The sequence below is a fragment of the Gloeomargarita sp. SKYB120 genome (assembly GCA_025062155.1).
GTDB lineage: Bacteria > Cyanobacteriota > Cyanobacteriia > Gloeomargaritales > Gloeomargaritaceae > Gloeomargarita.
Map to the genome: position 1 here is coordinate 131,654 of JANXAM010000001.1, position 20,073 is coordinate 151,726.

Consider the following 20,073-nt stretch of genomic DNA (forward strand, 5'->3'; position numbering starts at 1 on the left):
TCCTATGCGGCGGTGGTTAAGCGTGGGGGGCCTGGCCGCGTTCCTGGCGCTGGGGAGTCTCATGCCCCGCCGCTGGCCCGTTGCCCAGGAAACCCCTTGCCCTATCGCCGTTTACCTGGTGGGGGACCTGCTCCACAGCGACCTGATCCTGCCCCGCCAGAACCCCTACTTTGACTGGGGCCAGGTGTTGCCGTTGTCTACCATCACGCCCCGTGAACCCGCCTATCTCAGCTTCGGCTTTGGCGAGCAGCGGTTCTACATGGACGCGCCCGCTCCGCTGTGGCAACGCTGGCCGGACGGGGTACGGGCACTGTTTTGGGCCAACGCGGGCATTATTTACGTTAACCCTGTGTCTCGCATTCCCCAGCACGCCCAGTGCCTGGGTCTCCAACCCGCCCAGTACCGGCAATTGGTGGCATACATTCAGCAGTCTTTTCGCCGCGACGCCCAGGGGCGCGTGATCCCGCTGGGACGGGGCCATCATTGGACTGGTCAATTTTTCCAGGCCCAGGCGACCTACTCCCTGCTGTTTACCTGCAACCACTGGACGGCGGACGCCCTCGACCAAGTGGGGGTGCCCATGCCCTGGTTGCCCCTGTTGACTGCCAGTGTGCGCTGGCACAGCCGGAACGCCTGTCCCTGTCCTCAGGCCGCCAGTTCCTGAGGGAGCAGGTCTTTTACCCGTTGCGAGCGGATGTCCCCAGCGTGGGTGATGCAGGCTGACCCAATAATCTCATCGTCGAAGTCCAGGCGCAGCTGTCCATCTGGAAGGATCAGGTTGAGCAGACTCAACAGGTTTTTACTGTACATCTGGCTGGCATGAACCGGCATCGAGGCGGGAAGATTTAGCGGCCCAAGAATGGTCACCCCGTGTTTGACGACCAGCTGGCCAGGTTCTGTCAAGGCGCAATTGCCCCCCTGAGGCGCTGCCACGTCCACAATCACGCTGCCAGGTTGCATCTGGGCCACCATCGCCTCCGTCACCAGCAGAGGCGCCCGTTTCCCGGGCACTTGCGCCGTGGTAATCACTACATCCGCCCGCGCCACCGCATCGCGAATGAGCTGGCGGGACTTTTCCTGGCCAGTTTCCGACAATTCACGGGCATAGCCGCCGCCTGCCTCAACCGCTTCCTCCAGGGTCACCTCGACAAACTTGGCGCCTAGACTTTGCACCTCCTCCTTCACCTGGGGACGGATGTCAAATGCCTCCACGACCGCTCCCAAGCGCCGCGCCGTAGCAATGGCCTGTAAACCTGCGACCCCCGCCCCGACCACAAACACCTTGGCTGGGGGAATCGTCCCCGCCGCCGTTGTCAGCATGGGGAAGAACTTGGGCAAGTGGGCCGCTGCAAGGACCACCGCCTTGTACCCCGCCAGGGACGCCTGGGACGACAGGGCATCCATGCTTTGGGCGCGGGAGATGCGGGGCATCATCTCCAGGCTGAAGGTCGTCACCCCCTGCCGGGCCAAGCCTTTGACCAGCAAGGGCCGCCCCAACGGGTCCACAAACCCGATCAGTACTGCACCAGGGCGCATCCAGCACACCTCCGTTTCCTGAGGTGGGGCTACCTTGAGAACCAGGTCGGCCTCAGCCAACAGGGCTTGCGGGTCCGCGACCACCTCGGCACCGGCGGCTACATAAGCTGCATCGGGAAAGTGGGCCGCCACCCCAGCTCCCTGCTCAACCGCGACGGTGAAACCGCGTTGCACCAAACGCCCAACCACGTCCGGCACCAGGGCCACCCGTGTCTCACCTGCTTCCCGTTCCTTTAGGACCGCCACCCGCATCGTTTGACCTCAACTGACCCCATTGGCTGCTTCAGTGTGGCATATCCCCGTCTTTTCCCAGCAAAACTCCAGAAAATTTTTGGGATCGCTCACCATCTGTCTCCGTGTTTTACAATGCCATCTTGTACTATTTTGCGCCGGTTTCCATGTCCTTTGTTCCTCTGCACGTCCATACAGAGTACAGCCTGCTCGATGGGGCGAGTCAAATTCCCCAATTGGTGGAACAGGCCGTTGCCTTGAACATGCCCGCCATTGCCATCACCGACCATGGCGTGATGTACGGTGCGATTGAACTGATCAAGCAATGCCGCGAGCGGGGCATCAAACCCATCGTTGGTAACGAAATGTACGTGATCAACGGCGACATCACCAAGCCGCAGCCCGGCCCCCGCTATCACCAGGTGGTGCTGGCCAAAAACACCCAAGGGTACAAAAATTTGGTCAAACTCACTACGATTTCCCACCTGCAGGGTGTGCAAGGCAAAGGTATTTTTTCGCGCCCCTGCATCAACAAAGAACTGCTGGCGACCTATCGGGAGGGGCTGATTGTCACCAGCGCTTGTTTGGGAGGCGAAATTCCCCAAAAAATTCTCCAGGGCCAATTGCAGGAGGCCCGCCAAATTGCCGCCTGGTATCAAAAGACCTTTGGAGACGATTTCTATCTGGAACTGCAGGACCACGGCTATCCCGAAGACCGCATCGTCAATGTCGAATTGGTCCGCATTGCCCACGAGCTAGGGATTAAATACATCGCCACCAACGACTCCCACTACATTTCCTGCTTTGATGTCGAGGCCCACGATGCCCTGCTATGCATCCAAACCGGCAAGCTCATTACCGACACCAAGCGCCTGCGCTATAGCGGCACCGAATACCTGAAATCCGCCCAGGAAATGGCGCAACTGTTTCGGGACCACCTAGAGGAGACGGTGATTCAAACGGCTCTCAAAACCACGCTGGAGGTGGCCCAGAAAATCGAACCTTACCACATCCTGGGGGAACCCCGCCTGCCGGAGTACAACGTGCCGGTGGGGCACACCGTGGACACCTATTTGGAGCACCTAGCCTGGCAAGGTTTGGCGGAGCGGTTGGGGGTGAAAAGAGACCAGATTCCCGCCACCTACAAAGACCGCCTGGCCTATGAGTTGAAAGTGATCCAACAGCGGGGATTTTCCGGCTATTTTTTGGTGGTGTGGGATTACATTAAATACGCGCGGGACCACGGGATTCCGGTAGGACCAGGACGCGGTTCTGCCGCCGGTTCCCTAGTGGCCTACGCTCTGAAAATCACCAACATTGACCCTGTGCATCACGGCCTGTTGTTTGAGCGCTTTTTGAACCCCGAGCGCAAGTCCATGCCCGACATTGACACCGACTTTTGCATGGACAACCGCGACCGTTTGATTGAGTACGTGACCCAGCGTTATGGGAGCGACCGGGTTGCCCAAATTATCACCTTCAACCGCATGACCTCTAAAGCGGTGTTGAAGGATGTGGCGCGCGTGCTGGAGGGCATCAGCCACCGGGAAGCCGACCAGATGGCCAAGCACATTCCCGTGTTCCGGGGCAAACCCGCCCGCCTGCAGGACATGATTAGCGACGACACGCCGTCGCCCGAATTCAAAGCCCGCTACGAACAGGAGGAAAAAGTCCGCCACTGGATTGACCTGGCGATGCGGATTGAGGGAGTCAACAAGACCTTCGGCGTTCACGCCGCTGGGGTTGTCATTTCCCCGCAACCTCTGGACGAACTGGTGCCCCTGCAGCGCAACAACGACGGGGCGATTATCACCCAGTACGCCATGGAGGATATTGAGTCCCTGGGGTTGCTCAAGATGGACTTTTTGGGGCTGCGCAATTTGACCCTGATTCGCCAGGCGGTGGAACTGGTGGAAAAAAACCATCAGGTCCGCCTTGACCTGGACCACTTGCCCTTGGATGACCCTGAAACCTACGCCCTTTTAGAACGGGGCGAAGTGGAGGGCATTTTCCAACTGGAATCGGCGGGCATGCGGCAGATTGTCCGCGACCTGAAACCCTCCAGCATTGAAGATATTTCCTCAATTTTGGCCCTGTACCGCCCTGGCCCCTTGGATGCCGGTCTTATCCCCAAATTTATTGACCGCAAACACGGGCGCGAGCGGATTGCCTACGCCCACCCCCTGCTCGAACCCATCCTGAAGGAAACCTACGGGCTCATCATCTACCAAGAACAAATCATGAAAATTGCCCAGGACATGGCCGGTTATTCCCTGGGGCAAGCGGATTTGCTGCGGCGAGCCATGGGGAAAAAGAAACCCGAAGAAATGGAAAAACAACGGCAAGTCTTCCTAGAGGGCGCAGCCAAAAACGGCATCCCCAAAGAAATCGCCGTGGACCTGTTTGAACAAATGGTGTTGTTTGCGGAATATTGCCTCACCTACGAAACCGAAGTGCTGACCGTGGAATACGGTCCTTTACCCATCGGCCACATTGTGGAGCAGCGCTTGGCCTGCACCGTGTACAGCGTCAACGACCAGGGCGAACTCTACACCCAGCCCATCGCCCAGTGGCACGACCGGGGCGAACAGATAGTCTATGAATATGAACTCGACGACGGCACGGTTATCCGCGCCACCCCCGACCACGAGTTCATGACCACCGACGGCCAGATGCGACCCATAGATGACATCTTTACCCAAGGACTAGAGTTGCTGTCAGTGCCAGTTGTCTCCCTGGCGCGAGTTTAGCTTTTTGCAACTTTTATGCAACACTTGAGCCGGTAAAGCCCGCCTCCGAAGATAAAAAGAGCCAGAGCAGACCGCCCTGGCTGACCTGTGTATCCATCTGAGAGAGGAGAACTCGAGAATTAACATAGCACTTGTTGAAAATCTTTGTCAAGAAGCGAGTCACGGGAACCCGGCGTGGAGCAATTGCATCGGGAGAGGATGGACTACAATCAAGCCACAGGAGCCAGACGATGAAGCGGATGCGGCGGGTTATTGTGACTGGGTTAGTGAGTTTAGGGTTGATGGGTGGAATCCTAGCGCCAGCAGTTTTTGTGCCGGCAGTTGTCGCGCAGCAAGTGACCGACCCCAATCCTGAGCCGGACAGTCGGCAGGTGCCCCCCGATACATCCATTTCCGGTGTGTTTAGCGGCGGGCCAGTGAATCCCAATTCGGTGCGGATTTTTGTGAATGACCGGGACGTGACCGCCCAAAGTACCATTACGCGCATGTTTTTCAGTTACCGGCCTCCCAGCCCTCTACCGCCGGGGCGCAACACGGTGCGGGTAACCTACGCAGGCATGGATGGGATACCGCGTACCGTGCAATGGTCGTTCCGGGTGCAACAACCCCAGGCGCAGGTACAAATCCGGGCAGTCAGTCACAATGCCGATAGCCAACCCTTGGGGCCGGGGAGTACATTTTTAGCCACGATTAACGGCACGCCCCGTTCCCAGGCAACCATCTGGTTGATCCGCGAAGGACGGGCGCCGGAAGCCTTGAGCACTCAGGAAGTGTCGCCAGGGGTGTACGTGGCTACGAAAACCGTGCAGCCCGGGGATGTGTTTGGCAATGGCATAGTGGTGGCCCGGTTGCAGCGGGATGGGCAGGTGGTGTATGCGGCAGCCCCTCAGCCAGTCGAGTTTATCGCCACAGCGACGACAACGCCGCTGCCCCCGATTAACCCAGCGCCGTTGCCGGGACCGAGCAATCCATCTGTCATTCCTTTGCAACCGCGATTCATTAGTCACCAGGACGGCGATGAAATTCGCACTCGCGGCTTCACGTTAGTCGGGCAAACCCGTCCCCAGGCGGTGGTGCAAATCCGGGTGACATCCCAGGTGCCCTTTCTTGGGGGGGTGATCACCGTCGCGCCGCAGACCCTCGTGAATCAGGAGATTGTCGCCGATGCCAACGGGCGTTTTGAAGTGAGTGTTCCCTGGCGGGGGGTCATACCAGCAGGGGCCGAGTACCGGGTGCGGGCGGTAGCGCGTTCGGGTAATGAAACCAGTCTGCCAACCGAGCTAGTGCTGGTGCAAGCGCGATGAATACCCTGGCGGGCCGCGACATCTTGAGCATGGCGGATTTTTCAGCGGCGGAGATCCACAGCCTGCTGGAGCTAGCGCGTCTATGTAAGCAGGGGCACGCAGTTGGCAATGCCCAGGGACGAGTGTTGGGGTTGCTGTTTACCAAAGCCTCGACCCGCACCCGCGTCAGTTTTACGGTGGCCATGATGCGCTTGGGGGGCCAGGTGATTGACCTGAATCCGGGCGCAATCCAGATGGGACGCGGCGAGCCGATTGCTGATACGGCGCGGGTGTTAGACCGGTATCTGGACGTGCTGGCGATTCGCACCTTTGCCCAGGCGGACGTGGTGGCGTTTGCGGAATGGGCAACCATGCCGGTGATCAACGCCCTGACCGACTTGGAACACCCCTGTCAGGTGCTGGCGGACTTGTTGACCATCCAGGAGTGTTTCGGCGCCTTGGCGGGGCTCAAGATGGCCTACCTAGGAGATGGCAATAATGTTTGCCACTCGCTGCTGCTGGGTTGCGCCTTGATGGGAATTCATCTGACGGTGGCTACTCCTCCAGAGCACGGGCCGGATCGAGCCATTTGGCAACAGGCCCAGCAGTTGGCTGGCGATGGTACACGGCTGGTGCATACCCACGACCCGGAGGCGGCGGTGCGACAAGCGCAAGTGATTTATACCGACGTGTGGGCCAGCATGGGGCAGGAGGCGGAAAACGCCGTGCGGCTTCCCCGGTTTTTACCCTACCAGGTCAACGAGCGCCTGTTGGCCCTGGCCGATCCGAACGCCATCGTTCTACACTGCTTACCGGCCCATCGCGGTGAAGAAATTACCGAAGCTGTGCTGGAGGGAACCCAGTCGCGGGTGTGGGACCAGGCGGAAAACCGGTTACACGCTCAACAAGCCCTGTTGGCCCAGGTTTTGGGATTGGTGTAGCAGGAGACCAACAGCCGGCTTAACTTGCTGTTAACCTAAGCACAAATTAACCTTAAAACTAGCGCGGTAAATTCGCAACTGTGAGCAAAGGATGTATAGTAGAGACATGGGTTCACTGGCCTAGTCACTTATTGGTTGTTGAGGTGTGAGGTGGTGTGATGCGTGACACGTTGCTGAAGGTCTTTCAGGTTACTCCGGCCGCCCTGGGTGTGGTCGCTGCTTTAGGTGGGGTAGCGCAGGCGCAGCAAGTGCCAAGTGCTAATTCCGTCAATCCAACGCTCCAGCGAACTGAACAGTACTATGTAGGACCGTCCACGATTAATCAAGCACAAGTGACATCGGTTTCCGAGTTTGTGGATGTCAAGCCGACAGACTGGGCATTTCAGGCATTGCAGTCGCTGGTGGAACGGTATGGGTGTATTGTTGGTTTGCCGACTAAGCCGCCGACGTATCAGGGGCGGCGCGCAACTACCCGCTTTGAGTTTGCGGCTGGTTTAAATGCCTGTTTGGACCGGATTAACGAACTGATTGCTGCCTCAGTAGAGAACTTGGTGACCAAGGAAGACTTGCTAGTCATTCAGCGGTTGCAGGAAGAATTCGCGGCAGAGCTTTCTGTGATTCGCGGGCGGGTGGATGCGATTGAAGCGCGGACCGCTCTGCTAGAGCAACAGCAGTTCTCGACGGTGACCAAGCTGCGGGGTGAAGTCATCTTTGCACCCTATGGAGTGGCAGATAGTAATGTGGCCTACAACCGGATTGAGAATGAGTTGCTCCGGGGTGGACGACGTTTTACCGGTGCGACCGGAACTGGTGGTGACACGGTAGCCAGAGGTGCGGTTCGTGCGGTTCGGCCTACCGGCGATAATCCAGCGTTAATCGGGGAGAGGGCACGCACTGCAGACAGTCTAGCCTTCGGATACCGGGTGCGGTTGAACTTTGACACCAGCTTCAATGGCCGAGACCGGTTGCGGGTGCGTTTACAGGCGGGAGATGCCGCTAATCTGGCCGGAGCGACAGGTACTAATGAAGGTCGCCTGAGTTTTGACATTGTTACTGGCGGTGGTTTTCAGGTGGACCACCTGTCCTATGACTTCACGTTTGACCGGGACCGGGGGCGGGTGACGATTGCTGGTGCAAACTATGAGTTCAACGACTATTTCGACACCTATAATCCCCTAGCGTCCGATGCCTTGGGTTCCATCTCGCGGTTTGGCCGGTTTAACCCCTTGTTCTATCGTTCGGGTGATAACTCGGGTACCGGTGCCTTCATTGGCTATCGGTTCAATCCTATCTTTCGGGTGGATGCGGGTTACCTTGCTAGGAATCCAGCGCTAGGCTTTGGTGGCTCTCCCTCTGCGGCGAACCCAGAGCTTGGGCTGTTCGGTTCCAACTACACGGTGGGGGTTCTGTTCGGTGTAGAACCAACGCGCGACTTCAAGTTTGGGATTGGCTATACCCACGCCTACAATGAAACGGTCAGCCGCGATGGTGGTGCAACGGCTCAAGGCATTAGTCTGACAGGTGCCACAGGAACTGACTTTGCCATCAATCCCTTTAATCCGGCGGGGACTCCTGGACTGGCGCCTGGACTTGCTCCCATTCGCACCGCCGTCAATCTGGATACGATTAACCTGATGTTCCAGTGGCGAGCGTTGCCGCAATTCACTTTGGCGGGTTGGTTTGGTTATGGTTGGGCAAGAGGACAGAGTGATTCCCCTCCTCCACCGAATGTTCCTGGTGGTCGTGGGCAGGGGACTCGCCGCGCTAACCTTCTGACAGCGGCACTAGTGTTTGCCTTTCCGGACATCTTTGGACGACGGGGGGATTTGGCTGGTGTAATCGTTGGGATTCCACCCTACGTTGTCTCTAGCGATTGGTTTGGTAACACAACGACGGGTCCTGTAGCTGGTGTTTTCGGTGCGAACGTGCCTGCAGGTGCTCTCCCACCGTTTGCACCGGCGCGTCGGATCCGGTTGCAGGACCGGGATGTGCCAGTACATTTGGAGGCTCTCTATCGCTTCCAGGTGAACAAGTACTTGACGGTGACGCCGGGTGCGTTTGTGGTGTTCAATCCCAACGGCGACAGCCGCAACGACCCCATTGTGGTGTACACCATCCGGACAACCTTCACCTTCTAGTCTCCGCAAGCAAACCTGAACCATCAACCCAGACGGCTGGCTATGCTACGCTGGCCGTTTGGTTTTTTTGGGCGTCACGTATCATGGGACTATAGACCAGGAATCAAACCGATGAGCGAACCGACGAATCAAGAGCTGAGAGACTTATTGCAACCCCTGTTCAACCAGTTGGACCGGAAGATTGATGAGCGGTTCAACACGTTAGACAAAAAAGTTGATACCCAGCTTAACACCCTGGATAAAAGGATTGATGAACGGTTCACTATCCTGGACAAAAAGATTGATGAGCGGTTTAGCACTCTAGACAAGAAAGTGGATGAGCAATTCAACACATTGGACAAGAAGATTGACACCCAGTTCAACGCATTGGACAAGAAAGTTGAAGCTTTAGACAAGAAAATTGAAGTTCAATCTGCCGAACTCAAGGGCGAAATAAAGGCACTGGAGCAGAAAGTGATGGGTGAGATCAAACGGTTAGATGAGCGGCTCGTGAGTTTAGATAAACGTATCGCTAATGAAGAGCTGATCAGCCGAAATGCCTTTGGTGCTATCATCGCCGGTGTGGTCATTGCCCTAGTCAAATACTTGTTCTTCCCGAATCAACTTTAAGAAGCAACACCTGGGAGCAAACTCACTAAGAGAGAGTTATACATAGGAGTAGGACTTCATCCTGCTGTCCAGGGGATGACAAGCATCAGCCTCAGTCAGGTCATGCTCCAGCAGGTTGAGCAGTACTTCACCTCCCCCCAAGTGCAGGTGACATCAGTTTCTGAGTTTGTGGATGTTCAACCATCGGACTGGGCGTTTCAGGCGTTGCAGTCGCTGGCAGAACGGTACGGGTGTATTGTAAAGCCACCTGCTCATCAAGGCCGCCAGGCTACCACTCGTTTTGAGTTTGCCGCTGGATTGAACGCATGTTTGAACCAGATAAACAAACAGATGGCCGCTTCTGTAGAGAACCTAGTGACCCGAGACGACCTGCTAGTGATTCAGCGATTGCAAGAGGAGTTTGCGGCGGAATTGTCGGTGATTCGGGGGCGGGTGGATGCGATTGAAGCTCGGACCGCCCTGTTGGAGCAGCAGCAGTTTTCGACAGTAACCCAATTACGGGTTGGGTTGATTCTTTCGCCCTACGGAGTGGCCGATAGCCGAGTGGCGCGTAACCGGATTGAGAATGAGTTATTGCGGGGTCGTCGGAACCTGGCAGAGACAACCATTCGGAGTGTAGTTGCTTCCTCTAGCCCAAAAGCCCGTATAGCCGATAAGCTCGCCTTTGGTTACCGCGTCTCTTTGAATTTCGACACGAGTTTTACGGGCCAGGACCGGTTGCGGCTACGGCTGCGGGCGGGGGATGTGGCAAACCTAGCTGGAGCAACGGGCACCAATGAAGCTCGCTTGAGTTTTGATGCAGCGACCGAGGGGCGTTTTTTGGTGGACTACTTATCCTACGATTTCACCTTCGACCGCAACCGAGGCCGGGCGATGATTGCAGGGGGCAATACGGAGTTTTACGACTACTTTCCGACCTACAACCCCTTGGCGTCTGACGCAGCCGGTTCTGTTTCTCGCTTTGGCCGGTTCAATCCTCTCTTCTATCGCGCTGGGAATAACTCTGGCTCTGGTGCCTTTATTGGTTATCAATTCAACCCCACTTGGCGCGTGGATGCCGGTTATCTTGCAAGACATCCACCTGGAGCGGCCCCTGCAGCAGCTAATCCCCAGCTCGGCTTGTTTGGTTCCAACTACACCGTTGGCGTATTGTTAGGCGTTGAACCGACGCGGGACTTTAAGTTTGGGATTGGCTACACTCACACCTACAATGAGAACTTCAACACTTCTGGTCCAGGTCGAGTCGCAGCAGCGGGCATTAATCTCACAGGCGGCACAGGAACAGGCTTTGCGGTGAACCCCTTCTGCCCGCTGGGAACGCCTGCTGTCTGTGGGGCGGGGAAGGAACGTCAAGCCGTCAACATGGATACAATCAACTGGATGTTTCAGTGGCGAGCACTACCTCAATTCACGCTAGCCGGTTGGTTTGGCTACGGCTGGGCGCGCGGGAAACGGGATGGCGTTCCTGAACCCAGGGAAGGAACACGGCGGGCTAATCTTCTCACAGCCGCTTTGGTGTTTGCTTTTCCCGATGTTGTCAAGCGACGGGGGGACTTAGCTGGCCTGATTGTTGGGATTCCGCCCTATGTGGTCAACAGTGACTGGCTGGGAGCCGCAAACCATCTACCTGCAACCAATCCAGCTCGCCAGCTTCGGCTGCAAGACCGGAATGTGCCAGTGCATTTGGAAGCCCTCTATCGGTTCCAGGTGAATAAGTACTTGACGATAACGCCCGGTGCGTTTGTAGTGTTCCACCCCAACGGGGACAGCCGCAACGACCCTATCGTGGTCTACACAATTCGCACGACTTTCACTTTCTAGTTTCTGCAAACCGACCTGAACCATCAACCTAGACAGCTAACTGTTTGGTTTTTTCGGGAGTGGCGTATCATGGAACTATAGATGAACAATTAGACCCATGAGTGAACCAACGAGTCAAGAGCTGCGAGACTTGATCCAATCCCTATTCAACCAGTTGGACTGGAAGATTGACGAGCGGTTCAACACGCTGGATAAGAAAATTGATACCCAGTTTAATGCCTTAGATAAAAAGATTGATGCGCTCGAGAAGAAAGTTGATGTTCAATTTGCCGAACTCAAGGGAGAAATTCGAGCATCTGAAGAGAAACTCAGGGGGGAAATCAACACTTCGGAACAAAGGGTAATGGGAGAAATTAAACGCCTAGACGAACGGTTTGCTAGTTTAGATAAGCGCCTAGCGAATGAAGAGGTCATCAGCCGGAGCGCCTTTGGAGCTATTATTGCTGGCATTGTAGTTGCTCTGGCCAAATACCTGTTCTTCCCTGGTCAACTCTAAGAAGATACAGCCATGAGTGAATCAATGAATCAAGAACTGACAGATTTACTCCAATCCCTATTCAACCAGTTGGACCGGAAGATTGACGAGGGGTTCAACACACTAGATAAAAAGATTGATGCGCTCGAGAAGAAGGTTGATGTTCAATTTACCGAACTCAAGGGAGATATTAGAGCGACTGAAGAGAAGCTAACCGGAGAGATTAAACGAGTTGAGACGAAGCTCGAGGGCGAAATCAAGCAATTGGAGGCCGAGATCAAGGGTGTAGAAGAACGTTTAACTAGTCAGATGCGAAGGCTAGAAACAGAATTGAAGGTCGAAATCAAACGAATTGACGACCGCTTTGATGGTTTCGATAAACGCATCGCCAACGAAGAACTGATTAGCCGGAGCGCCTTTGGAACATTACTACTAGGGTTAGTAACAGCTATTGTCAAGCTACTTTTCTTCCCTGATAGAACCTGATGGAGAATACCCATGAGTGAACCAACCAATCAAGAACTGAAAGAACTTATCCTGTCGCTGTTCAATCAATTGGACAGGAAAATAGACACCCAATTTGGTATCCTGGACAAGAAAATCGAAGCCCTGGATAAAAAAACTGAAGTCCAGTTTATGGAACTCAAGGGAGAGATCAAACGAGTTGAGACGAAACTGGAAGGCGAAATCCAGCGCTTGGAGACCGAGATCAAGGCTGCAGAGGAACGTTTAACTAGTCAGATGCGAAGGCTAGAAACAGAATTGAAGGTCGAAATCAAACGAATTGACGACCGCTTTGATGGTTTCGATAAACGCATCGCCAATGAAGAACTGATTAGCCGGAGTGCTTTCGGAACACTACTACTAGGGCTAGTAACAGCGATTGTAAAGTTACTATTCTTTCCTGACCGGCCATGAAAACGATTACTGTTGCGCTTGGCGACTGCAGCTACCCTATCAGCATTGGTGCTCATGCACTCCAGCAAGCAGGTCAATGGCTTGTGGATGTTGGCTTGAAAGGTAAGGTGCTCGTTGTATCTAATCCGGTCATTTTCCAGCACTATGGACAACAGGTATTGACAGCTTTACATAAGGCTGGTTTTGATGCCCAATTTTGTCTTGTGCCAGCTGGCGAACGCTATAAGACGCTCAAAACAGTGGAACGTATTTACGAATACTGTGCGCAATATCGTTTAGAGCGCCGCTCGACGATTATCGCTTTGGGTGGTGGCGTGATTGGTGATATGGCAGGTTTTGCGGCAGCGACCTGGTTGCGGGGGATAAACTTTGTGCAAATTCCCACAACGTTACTCGCTATGGTAGATGCAGCAATTGGGGGGAAAACTGGTGTGAATCATCGAGTGGGTAAAAATTTAATCGGTGCATTTTATCAACCGAAAGCTGTCATTATTGACCCACAGGTTCTACAAACTCTGCCCCCCCGTGAGTATCGCTCTGGCATGGCGGAAGTGATTAAATATGGCGTGATTTGGGAACCACAACTATTTACACTGCTAGAAGAGCAATCTCGTCTATCCCATTACCGTTACTTGCCACCCGAAACCCTAACCCAAATCTTGTACTTCTCCTGCCAAACCAAAGCCACCATTGTCAGTCAAGATGAGCGAGAAAGTGGGTTGCGGGCGCTACTCAATTACGGTCACACGATTGGCCATGCGATTGAAACAGTTACTCAGTACCGTCGCTATACGCATGGGGAAGCAGTGGCATTAGGCATGATTGCCGCAGGTGATATCGCCGTGCAATTGGGATGGTGGTCGGAGACAGAAAAACAACGTCAGAAAGCCTTAATCGCGAAGGTAAAATTGCCGACACAGTTAGCTCCTGATGTTGACATTGAAGCCATTAAAAATGCCTTGAATTGGGATAAGAAGGTCGAAGGGGGAACCGTGCGATTTATTTTGCCGAAAGCCATTGGCCGCGCAGAAATAACGGACCAAGTTCCAGCAGAGTTGATTCACCAGGCACTGATACGTCTAAAGGGTCAATAATTCCTGCCACGCCAGTGTTTAGGTCGCGTCAGAGCAGATAGCCAAATACGCAAAACAGCGAGCGGGTCGGCTAACGGGGATAACCAAAACGGCCAGCTTTGTGAATTCCAGCCTGTATATACAGGTCGAATGGCAAACAACATTCCCCAGCGAATCAGTAATAAAGATAGATTGAGACCTAAAAGGGTTTGATGTACTGGATGAACAGGTAAAAAAAGACTAGCAATAACGATAAATAAAGGCAATCCTTGGACAGCCGTTAAAAACCAAAGGTCGCCCCAGAGTTGTTGAATGGAAGTGGCATCTTTCAAATCCAAAGAACGCCCCCATTCACGCCAGGTTTCTCTAGCTCCTTCATACATCCGCACTTGCAAGACTTTCGACCCATCCAAAAATCCGACTTTATAGCCCTGTGCTGCTACCTGCCGGACAAAGGTGACATCATCACAAAAAGAGTCTTTTGCGGTTGCATAACCCCCCATATTTTCCAGCACTTGTCGTTTCACCAAACAACACTGCCCGTTAGCCATGACCCGTTCAGGATAAGATTCTCGAGCGCCGGTTGCCCCAAACCGATAAATCAGGGTCATTAACAACGCTGGTTGCAGCCACCATTCCCCTGGATACTTGAGTAGAAATTGGGGTGACAGCGTGATTAAGTCGTAGTTTTCCCGATGGGCTAATTCCAATAGGGCGGGCACCAGACCCATTTGCGGGCGGGTATCGGCATCGAGATTCAAAATCCACTTGCTATGGGGAGAACTCTGCCGCCATCCCCAATCCAAGGCCCAAGGACGCCCAACCCAACCGGCAGGCAACGGCGGGTCCGATAACAACTGGATACGCGGGTCATGGGCCTGTTGCGCGGCGACTAACTCCCGTGTACCGTCCTGTGAGTGGCTGTCCACCACGAGAATCTCGCGCACACTGTAGCCCTGGCGTCTAATGCCTTCTAGGCATGGCCCGAGTCGTTGCACCTCGTTTAGCGTGGGAATAATCACACTGACTTGCCCTAGATAGGCGGGAATTTCGGGCGCTGGTCGTAGAGGAGCAGAACGCTGCAATCCGGTCAATAGTCGCGCGAGTAACAAGGCCACTGCCGGCGCTTGTAGCAGCAAAATGATTAGCCCCATATATGCAGGCAAGGTAAAATGCCTTTTTATTTTACAAGGTACTCTGCGATAACCATTGACAATGCCCTTCTATCACTAGAGGATGGATAGGGTTGATGGCTCAAATACTGTGCGTACCGATAATCTCTTTTACAAACTGTTCCAACTGGCTCCTAGCCTGGCCTTTGAATTATTGGATTTACCCGCACCGCCAGTTCCTTATCAATTTCAGTCAGTCGAACTGAAAGAGTTTGGGTTTCGATTAGATGGTTTGCTCTTGCCAGAGACCGATGACGCCAATTTGCCTTTTATCGTCGTTGAAGCCCAGATGCAACCTGACGCCAGATTTTACTACCGTTTGCAAAATGAATTGGCCACTTACTTATTGCAATATCAGCCGGTGCATCCGTGGCGAGTGCTAGTGTTGTATCCCAACCGCCATACCGAACGGGAAATTCCAGAAATGATGGCGTATTTAACCTACTGGCGGGTACAGCGCGTTTATCTGGATGAACTCCCTGCCCAGCAATCTCTGGGAATGGAACTCCTGCGCCTGATTGTCGCTCCACCAGAGCAAGCAATCGCCATCGGCCAAGCAATTATCGCCCAGGAGCAGGAGCGGTGGCTAGAATGGGTAGTGGAAGCACTCGTGCGCAAATTTCCGGGTCAGGGGGGCCGCAGAATGATGGAGGCGTTGGGTTTGGCGCCATTGCAACAAACGCGCTTTTACCAAGAAGTCTTTCAAGAGGGAGCGCAAGCGGGTGAAGCCAGAGGTCGCCAGGCGGAAGCTGTTGCTTTGGTACTGCGTCAGCTCCAGCGCAAAGTCGGTTCCCTGTCCCCCGAACAAACCCAGCAGATTCAATCGTTGTCGCTAGAGCAACTGGAAGCGCTCGGGGAGGCGCTGCTGGATTTTTGCAGTATGGCTGACTTGGATAGCTGGCTGGCCCAGAATACTGTCTAGTAACCATGGACCAACCTATTTTTCATCTGGCATTTCCGGTAGGAGATATTCCGCAAACGAAAGCCTTTTATGTGCAGGGGTTGGGCTGTATACCCGGACGGGAAACGCCCCATTGCTTGATTCTCAATTTCTACAACCATCAACTCGTAGCCCATGTGACCCAGGACATTAGCCCCCAAAAAGGAATTTATCCCCGTCATTTTGGCCTGGTGTTTCCGGCGCTTGACCAATGGCAAGCCTGTTACGACCGGGCAAAAAGACAAGGTTTATCTTTTTATCAAGATGCGAAAGTGCGTTTTCCTGGTTCCCCGCTCGAACACCGCACGTTTTTCCTGATAGACCCGTTTTATAACCTGCTGGAGTTCAAGTTTTATACGCACCCTGAAGCCATCTTTGGTTGTCAGGAATATGCCCAAGTCGGCGACCGGTTAACGGCAGGATAAGGTTGGCGTCAATTGCTGGAGGACTTCAGCGAGAATATCCACGGCCAAATCAATTTCGGATGGGGTGGTCAAGTGACTCAGGCTAAAGCGCAGGCCACAACGAGCCAAGCGTTCGTCATACCCCATCGCTAGGAGCACCGGACTCGGTTGGGTTTTGCCACTGGCGCAGGCGGAACCGGAACTCACGGCAATGCCCCGCTGACTGAGTAGATGCACCAACGTTTGACCAGTGTGGGTTTCATCGCCCTGCTCCCAAACGACGCTGACGTGGTGCGGTAAACGCTGCTCCCAGGAACCTGTCAACCGCAGGCCGGGCAATTCGAGCAACCGGCGCCGTAGGTAATCCCGTAAGTGGGAAACGTAAGACTGCTGGGGTAAGAATTCGGTCATGGCTAAACGCGCCGCTACTTCCAATCCGGCCAGCAGCGCCACGGGTGGTGTGCCCGACCGTAAACCCCGTTCTTGCCCGCCGCCGTATAACCAGGGTTGCAAATCAATGCCTCGGCGTACCACAAGTGCCCCACACCCCTGCGGCCCATAAAACTTGTGCGCCGAGAGCGATAACAAATCTACGCCCAATTCGGGGACATTTACCGGTAGCCGCCCCACGACCTGTACTGCATCCGTATGGAATAAAACGCCATGCGCACGACAAATCTGCGCCAAGTCCGCAATCGGCTGCAAGGTTCCTACTTCGCTCTGGCCGTAAATCACCGTGACCAGAACGGTGTTGGGCTGCAAGTGGGACTCCAGCGTTTGGGGGTCAACCCGCCCTGTCGAGTCCACTGGCAAGGTCGTAATCTGCCATCCCCGTCGCGCGAGGGCTGCCAAAGGGGCGCTCACCGCCGGATGTTCCACTGCCGAAGTAATGATGTGTTGCGGCTGGTCGTACTGCTGTGCCACCCCAAAAATGGCCAGGTGATTGGCTTCAGTCCCCCCTGAGGTAAAAATGACTTCTTCCGGCGTGACGCCAAGTAACTCTGCCACTGCCAGGCGCGCCCGTTCCATGAGCAGTGCGGCCCGCTGCCCATAGCGGTGAATGCTGCTGGGATTGCCCCAGGCGTGGGTCATCGCTTCCTGCACCCGCGCAATCACCTGGGGATGGGGAGGCGTGGTGGCGCTGTAATCCAAATACACCATAGCTTCATTCTGCCATGAAGTCGGGATTGGCTAAGATAAACGTAGGCTTGTTAGCCGCATGGGGAGGGCGATGCGATGAAAGAAAGAATTCAAGTCGATCCAGCCATCAAAAAACTGACGCCCGCTGACGTGGCAGCCTTGGCGAAACGATTGGAAGAAGATAATTATCCCGATGCCTTTGCTAGCTTGCAGGATTGGCATCTCCTGCGCAAGATTGCCTTCCAACGCCCAGAGCTAGTCGAGCCTTACTTGCACCTGTTGGATTTTGAAGCGTTTGATGAAGCTTGATGAAGAAGCTTAGGGTAGGATGAAGAGGAATCGGCTGTTGTTGAGAGGCAGAGAGACATGGCTCGGTTGTTTAGCTGGATAGGCCAATTGCTGGGCGCAATTTTTACGATTCTGATTGTGCGACCCGTGGCGGCTGTAGTTGGGCTGTTTCGGCGAGGCCAGCCCCGCGAGGATAGAACATTTTTCCTAGACCCTGAGGAAGCCAAAAGTTTGGGACGGCGCAGTGAATCGCCTGCGGTGGAAGCCTCTAAGTCACAACCAGCGGTGCCCGCGAGTCCGGTGATTTCCATGAGTACGACAACGGCTACTAGCACTACTGGCGTTAGTACTGACCGGCGGCGACCAGGGCCAAATATGAAGATGTATCTGGACATGGCTAAACAGCTGCGGCGGGCCTGATGCACCCAGCCACCTGGTGGTCTGCAAGTAGCTTAACCCGCTGGTGGGGTCAGGGGGCGGATTGGCTCCAGGGTAGTCGGCTGGCGCCCTATTGGGAGCATCTCCTGGCCGGCTGGATAGCCTTGGTGCTGATTGGTTTGCCGTTTTTGAGCAATGAACAACTGGGTGTTCTCCTGCTGGGAGGGGTGATGCTCTGGCTGGGGTCGCTGTGGTGGTCTCCTCCCCAAGGCGTTAGCATCACCGCCCTGTTGTACGGGGTCGCTCTGACACTGGCGACGGCCTTTTCACCGGTCAAACGCGCGGCTTTTGCCGGTTGGGTCAAGGCGTGTTTGTACCTGGCCACCTTTGGAGCGCTGCTGCGGGGGGTCCGTCGCTGGGGCAAAATACTCCTGGTCGGGCATCTGCTGGTGACGCTGGCGGTTGTGCTCATCGGCCTGCGGCAATGGTTTTTTGGCGCAGAAGCCCTGGCCACCTGGATTGACCCTGAATCTCCTCTGGCGGGCACGACCCGGGTCTATAGCGTTTTTGGGAATCCTAACCTGTTGGCGGCCTATCTCGTTCCTGGCGTGGGCATGGGTTTGGGCTGTTTACTGGCCTGGCGCACTTGGGCACAACGACTCCTGGCGTTAACCCTGGTGGTGACCTTCAGTAGCTGTTTAATCCTGACCGGCAGTCGCGGCGGCTGGCTCGGTTTGGCGACGGTTTACGCCAGTTTTTCCCTGATGGCGAGCTGGGCCTGGTGGCAATGGCACAAATGGCATCCCCTGTGGCGACGCCTGCTGTTTGGGCTGGGCGCTGGGCTACTGCTGGTGAGCGTCTTGGCGTTGCTGGGACGTTCGGAAACGCTGCGGTTGCGGTTTTTGAGCATGTTTGCCGGGCGAGCCGATAGCAGCAACAACTTCCGCCTCAACGTGTGGGCGGCGGTGCTAGCGATGATTCGCGACCATCCCTGGTTGGGCATTGGGCCGGGCAATCGCGCCTTCAACTTGATTTACCCGCTGTACCAACGTCCCAACTTCAACGCGCTGGGGGCCTACTCGGTGCCATTAGAGGTGGCGGTGGAAGCCGGACTCGTGGGCTTAACTGCGTTTGCCGCCCTAACCGCCACTATCCTCCGACGCAGTTGGCAACATTTGCGTAACTGGTGTCTTTCACCCCAACCTCCAACCTTTCTCGTGATGGGCTTGCTGGCGGGTCTGGCCGGTACGATGGCCCACGGGCTGGTGGATACGCTCTGGTTTCGCCCGCAGATTCAAGTGCTGTGGTGGTTTAACGTGGCCCTGGTTTGGAGCACCTACGATTCCTCTTCGTCGTAGAGCCGGTCTAATTGTTGCCGCGCCTCCTCCAGGTTCACACTGCGCACCACTAGCAGGGGTTCCTCGATAGGATTGCCGTCGGCATCCAGTAACTCGGGGTGGGGGGCTGACCGTCGCCGAGGGTACTGGGATTCCAAACTGACCCGAATCAAACTCCCGATGAGATTGCCCAGCGCCAGAACCGCCAGGACGGTAAACAGGACGACGTACAGCAGGTGGAGGAACATCGCTTTCACCAAGTGAACTAAGGTTTGGAGTAGGTACGCGCTTGCAAGCGCAGGTGCCAGCATTCCAGGACCAGTTGATGCCAGGCCATCAGGACGGTGGTATCCACGCCCACACCCGTGCTGTGGAGCAGGGAATGGGCCGCTTGGACCTCTGATTGGGCTTGGGTCAGGCGTTGCAACAGCTCGCGCCGCCGCTCAGCAGACAGAAACGGAAGTGACTCCCGCTCCAGCATCTGCTGGGCCTGGCTAAACCAGTACATGAAGTCTTCTAAAAGCGGCTCTAATAGCGATTTTACTATTGGGGACCGGGGCAAGTTCATAGGGTTGTGCCAAACGGTATATAACTACATTAGTGCTTTTTACACTTCTTAACAATAGGGGACGGCAAAAG

At 55.0% G+C, this 20,073-nt stretch carries 21 protein-coding genes; 16 read left to right on the forward strand and 5 right to left on the reverse strand.

The window, feature by feature from the left end; all coding sequences use genetic code 11:
- Positions 1–4 precede the first annotated feature (4 nt).
- Positions 5–664: a DUF2459 domain-containing protein gene (locus tag NZ705_00715; GenBank protein ID MCS7291482.1), complete on the forward strand. Its 660-nt coding sequence runs from the start codon at positions 5–7 to the stop codon at positions 662–664.
- On the opposite strand, the gene NZ705_00720 is transcribed toward NZ705_00715, so the two are convergent.
- Positions 646–1,788, reverse strand: coding sequence for a Re/Si-specific NAD(P)(+) transhydrogenase subunit alpha (locus NZ705_00720; GenBank protein MCS7291483.1), 1,143 nt, complete (start codon positions 1,786–1,788; stop codon positions 646–648). The two genes, NZ705_00715 and NZ705_00720, sit on opposite strands and share 19 nt — an antisense overlap.
- A gap of 146 nt (positions 1,789–1,934) precedes the next feature.
- Here NZ705_00720 and NZ705_00725 point away from each other — a divergent pair, with 146 nt between their 5' ends.
- The 10 genes from NZ705_00725 to aroB all read left to right on the forward strand — a co-directional run bounded on the left by NZ705_00725 (position 1,935) and on the right by aroB (position 13,796).
- On the forward strand, positions 1,935–4,517 hold the full coding sequence (locus NZ705_00725) for a DNA polymerase III subunit alpha (protein ID MCS7291484.1): 2,583 nt from the start codon (positions 1,935–1,937) through the stop codon (positions 4,515–4,517).
- 239 nt (positions 4,518–4,756) lie between these two features.
- Entirely contained in the window at positions 4,757–5,821 is a 1,065-nt protein-coding gene (locus NZ705_00730; protein MCS7291485.1) for a hypothetical protein, read from the forward strand.
- A complete protein-coding gene (gene argF, locus NZ705_00735; GenBank protein ID MCS7291486.1) occupies positions 5,818–6,741 on the forward strand; it encodes an ornithine carbamoyltransferase in 924 nt (307 codons plus the stop codon). The genes NZ705_00730 and argF overlap by 4 nt, the downstream gene beginning before the upstream one ends.
- A gap of 158 nt (positions 6,742–6,899) precedes the next feature.
- Positions 6,900–8,879 carry an iron uptake porin gene (locus tag NZ705_00740; GenBank protein MCS7291487.1) on the forward strand — a complete coding sequence of 660 codons (1,980 nt, stop codon included), beginning with the start codon at positions 6,900–6,902 and terminating at the stop codon, positions 8,877–8,879.
- A gap of 111 nt (positions 8,880–8,990) precedes the next feature.
- The gene (locus NZ705_00745; protein ID MCS7291488.1) at positions 8,991–9,488 is read left to right on the forward strand and encodes a hypothetical protein; all 498 of its coding nucleotides are present in this window, start codon (positions 8,991–8,993) and stop codon (positions 9,486–9,488) included.
- Positions 9,489–9,563: 75 nt separating this feature from the next.
- On the forward strand, positions 9,564–11,309 hold the full coding sequence (locus NZ705_00750; protein MCS7291489.1) for an iron uptake porin: 1,746 nt from the start codon (positions 9,564–9,566) through the stop codon (positions 11,307–11,309).
- 97 nt (positions 11,310–11,406) lie between these two features.
- Positions 11,407–11,805 carry a hypothetical protein gene (locus NZ705_00755; GenBank protein ID MCS7291490.1) on the forward strand — a complete coding sequence of 133 codons (399 nt, stop codon included), beginning with the start codon at positions 11,407–11,409 and terminating at the stop codon, positions 11,803–11,805.
- Positions 11,806–11,817: 12 nt separating this feature from the next.
- Complete coding sequence (locus NZ705_00760) at positions 11,818–12,270, forward strand: hypothetical protein (protein ID MCS7291491.1); 453 nt, start codon at positions 11,818–11,820, stop codon at positions 12,268–12,270.
- Positions 12,271–12,282: 12 nt separating this feature from the next.
- Positions 12,283–12,702 carry a hypothetical protein gene (locus NZ705_00765; protein ID MCS7291492.1) on the forward strand — a complete coding sequence of 140 codons (420 nt, stop codon included), beginning with the start codon at positions 12,283–12,285 and terminating at the stop codon, positions 12,700–12,702.
- A complete protein-coding gene (gene aroB, locus NZ705_00770; protein ID MCS7291493.1) occupies positions 12,699–13,796 on the forward strand; it encodes a 3-dehydroquinate synthase in 1,098 nt (365 codons plus the stop codon). The genes NZ705_00765 and aroB overlap by 4 nt, the downstream gene beginning before the upstream one ends.
- Here the strand turns inward: aroB and NZ705_00775 are convergent.
- Positions 13,790–14,929 carry a glycosyltransferase gene (locus NZ705_00775; protein MCS7291494.1) on the reverse strand — a complete coding sequence of 380 codons (1,140 nt, stop codon included), beginning with the start codon at positions 14,927–14,929 and terminating at the stop codon, positions 13,790–13,792. The two genes, aroB and NZ705_00775, sit on opposite strands and share 7 nt — an antisense overlap.
- A 109-nt stretch (positions 14,930–15,038) precedes the next feature.
- On the opposite strand from NZ705_00775, the gene NZ705_00780 reads away from it, so the two are divergent.
- Both NZ705_00780 and NZ705_00785 read left to right on the forward strand, forming a co-directional pair.
- A complete protein-coding gene (locus NZ705_00780) occupies positions 15,039–15,869 on the forward strand; it encodes a DUF2887 domain-containing protein (GenBank protein MCS7291495.1) in 831 nt (276 codons plus the stop codon).
- A 5-nt stretch (positions 15,870–15,874) separates the two neighbouring features.
- Positions 15,875–16,312: a VOC family protein gene (locus tag NZ705_00785; GenBank protein MCS7291496.1), complete on the forward strand. Its 438-nt coding sequence runs from the start codon at positions 15,875–15,877 to the stop codon at positions 16,310–16,312.
- On the opposite strand, the gene NZ705_00790 is transcribed toward NZ705_00785, so the two are convergent.
- Positions 16,298–17,452 carry a cysteine desulfurase gene (locus NZ705_00790; GenBank protein ID MCS7291497.1) on the reverse strand — a complete coding sequence of 385 codons (1,155 nt, stop codon included), beginning with the start codon at positions 17,450–17,452 and terminating at the stop codon, positions 16,298–16,300. The genes NZ705_00785 and NZ705_00790 overlap by 15 nt on opposite strands.
- A 75-nt stretch (positions 17,453–17,527) precedes the next feature.
- On the opposite strand from NZ705_00790, the gene NZ705_00795 reads away from it, so the two are divergent.
- Genes NZ705_00795 through NZ705_00805 form a run of 3 tightly spaced genes read left to right on the forward strand, consistent with a single transcriptional unit; the run spans position 17,528 to position 19,455 of the window.
- A complete protein-coding gene (locus tag NZ705_00795) occupies positions 17,528–17,740 on the forward strand; it encodes a DUF2555 domain-containing protein (GenBank protein ID MCS7291498.1) in 213 nt (70 codons plus the stop codon).
- Between the two features lie 57 nt (positions 17,741–17,797).
- Positions 17,798–18,139 carry a hypothetical protein gene (locus tag NZ705_00800; protein MCS7291499.1) on the forward strand — a complete coding sequence of 114 codons (342 nt, stop codon included), beginning with the start codon at positions 17,798–17,800 and terminating at the stop codon, positions 18,137–18,139.
- Positions 18,139–19,455, forward strand: coding sequence for an IctB family putative bicarbonate transporter (locus NZ705_00805; GenBank protein MCS7291500.1), 1,317 nt, complete (start codon positions 18,139–18,141; stop codon positions 19,453–19,455). Before NZ705_00800 ends, NZ705_00805 begins: the two co-directional genes overlap by 1 nt.
- Here NZ705_00805 and NZ705_00810 read toward each other — a convergent pair.
- Both NZ705_00810 and NZ705_00815 read right to left on the reverse strand, forming a co-directional pair.
- Complete coding sequence (locus NZ705_00810) at positions 19,434–19,682, reverse strand: DUF2973 domain-containing protein (protein MCS7291501.1); 249 nt, start codon at positions 19,680–19,682, stop codon at positions 19,434–19,436. The two genes, NZ705_00805 and NZ705_00810, sit on opposite strands and share 22 nt — an antisense overlap.
- A 17-nt stretch (positions 19,683–19,699) precedes the next feature.
- Entirely contained in the window at positions 19,700–20,002 is a 303-nt protein-coding gene (locus NZ705_00815) for a DUF2605 domain-containing protein (GenBank protein ID MCS7291502.1), read from the reverse strand.
- Between the last annotated feature and the right edge of the window lie 71 nt (positions 20,003–20,073).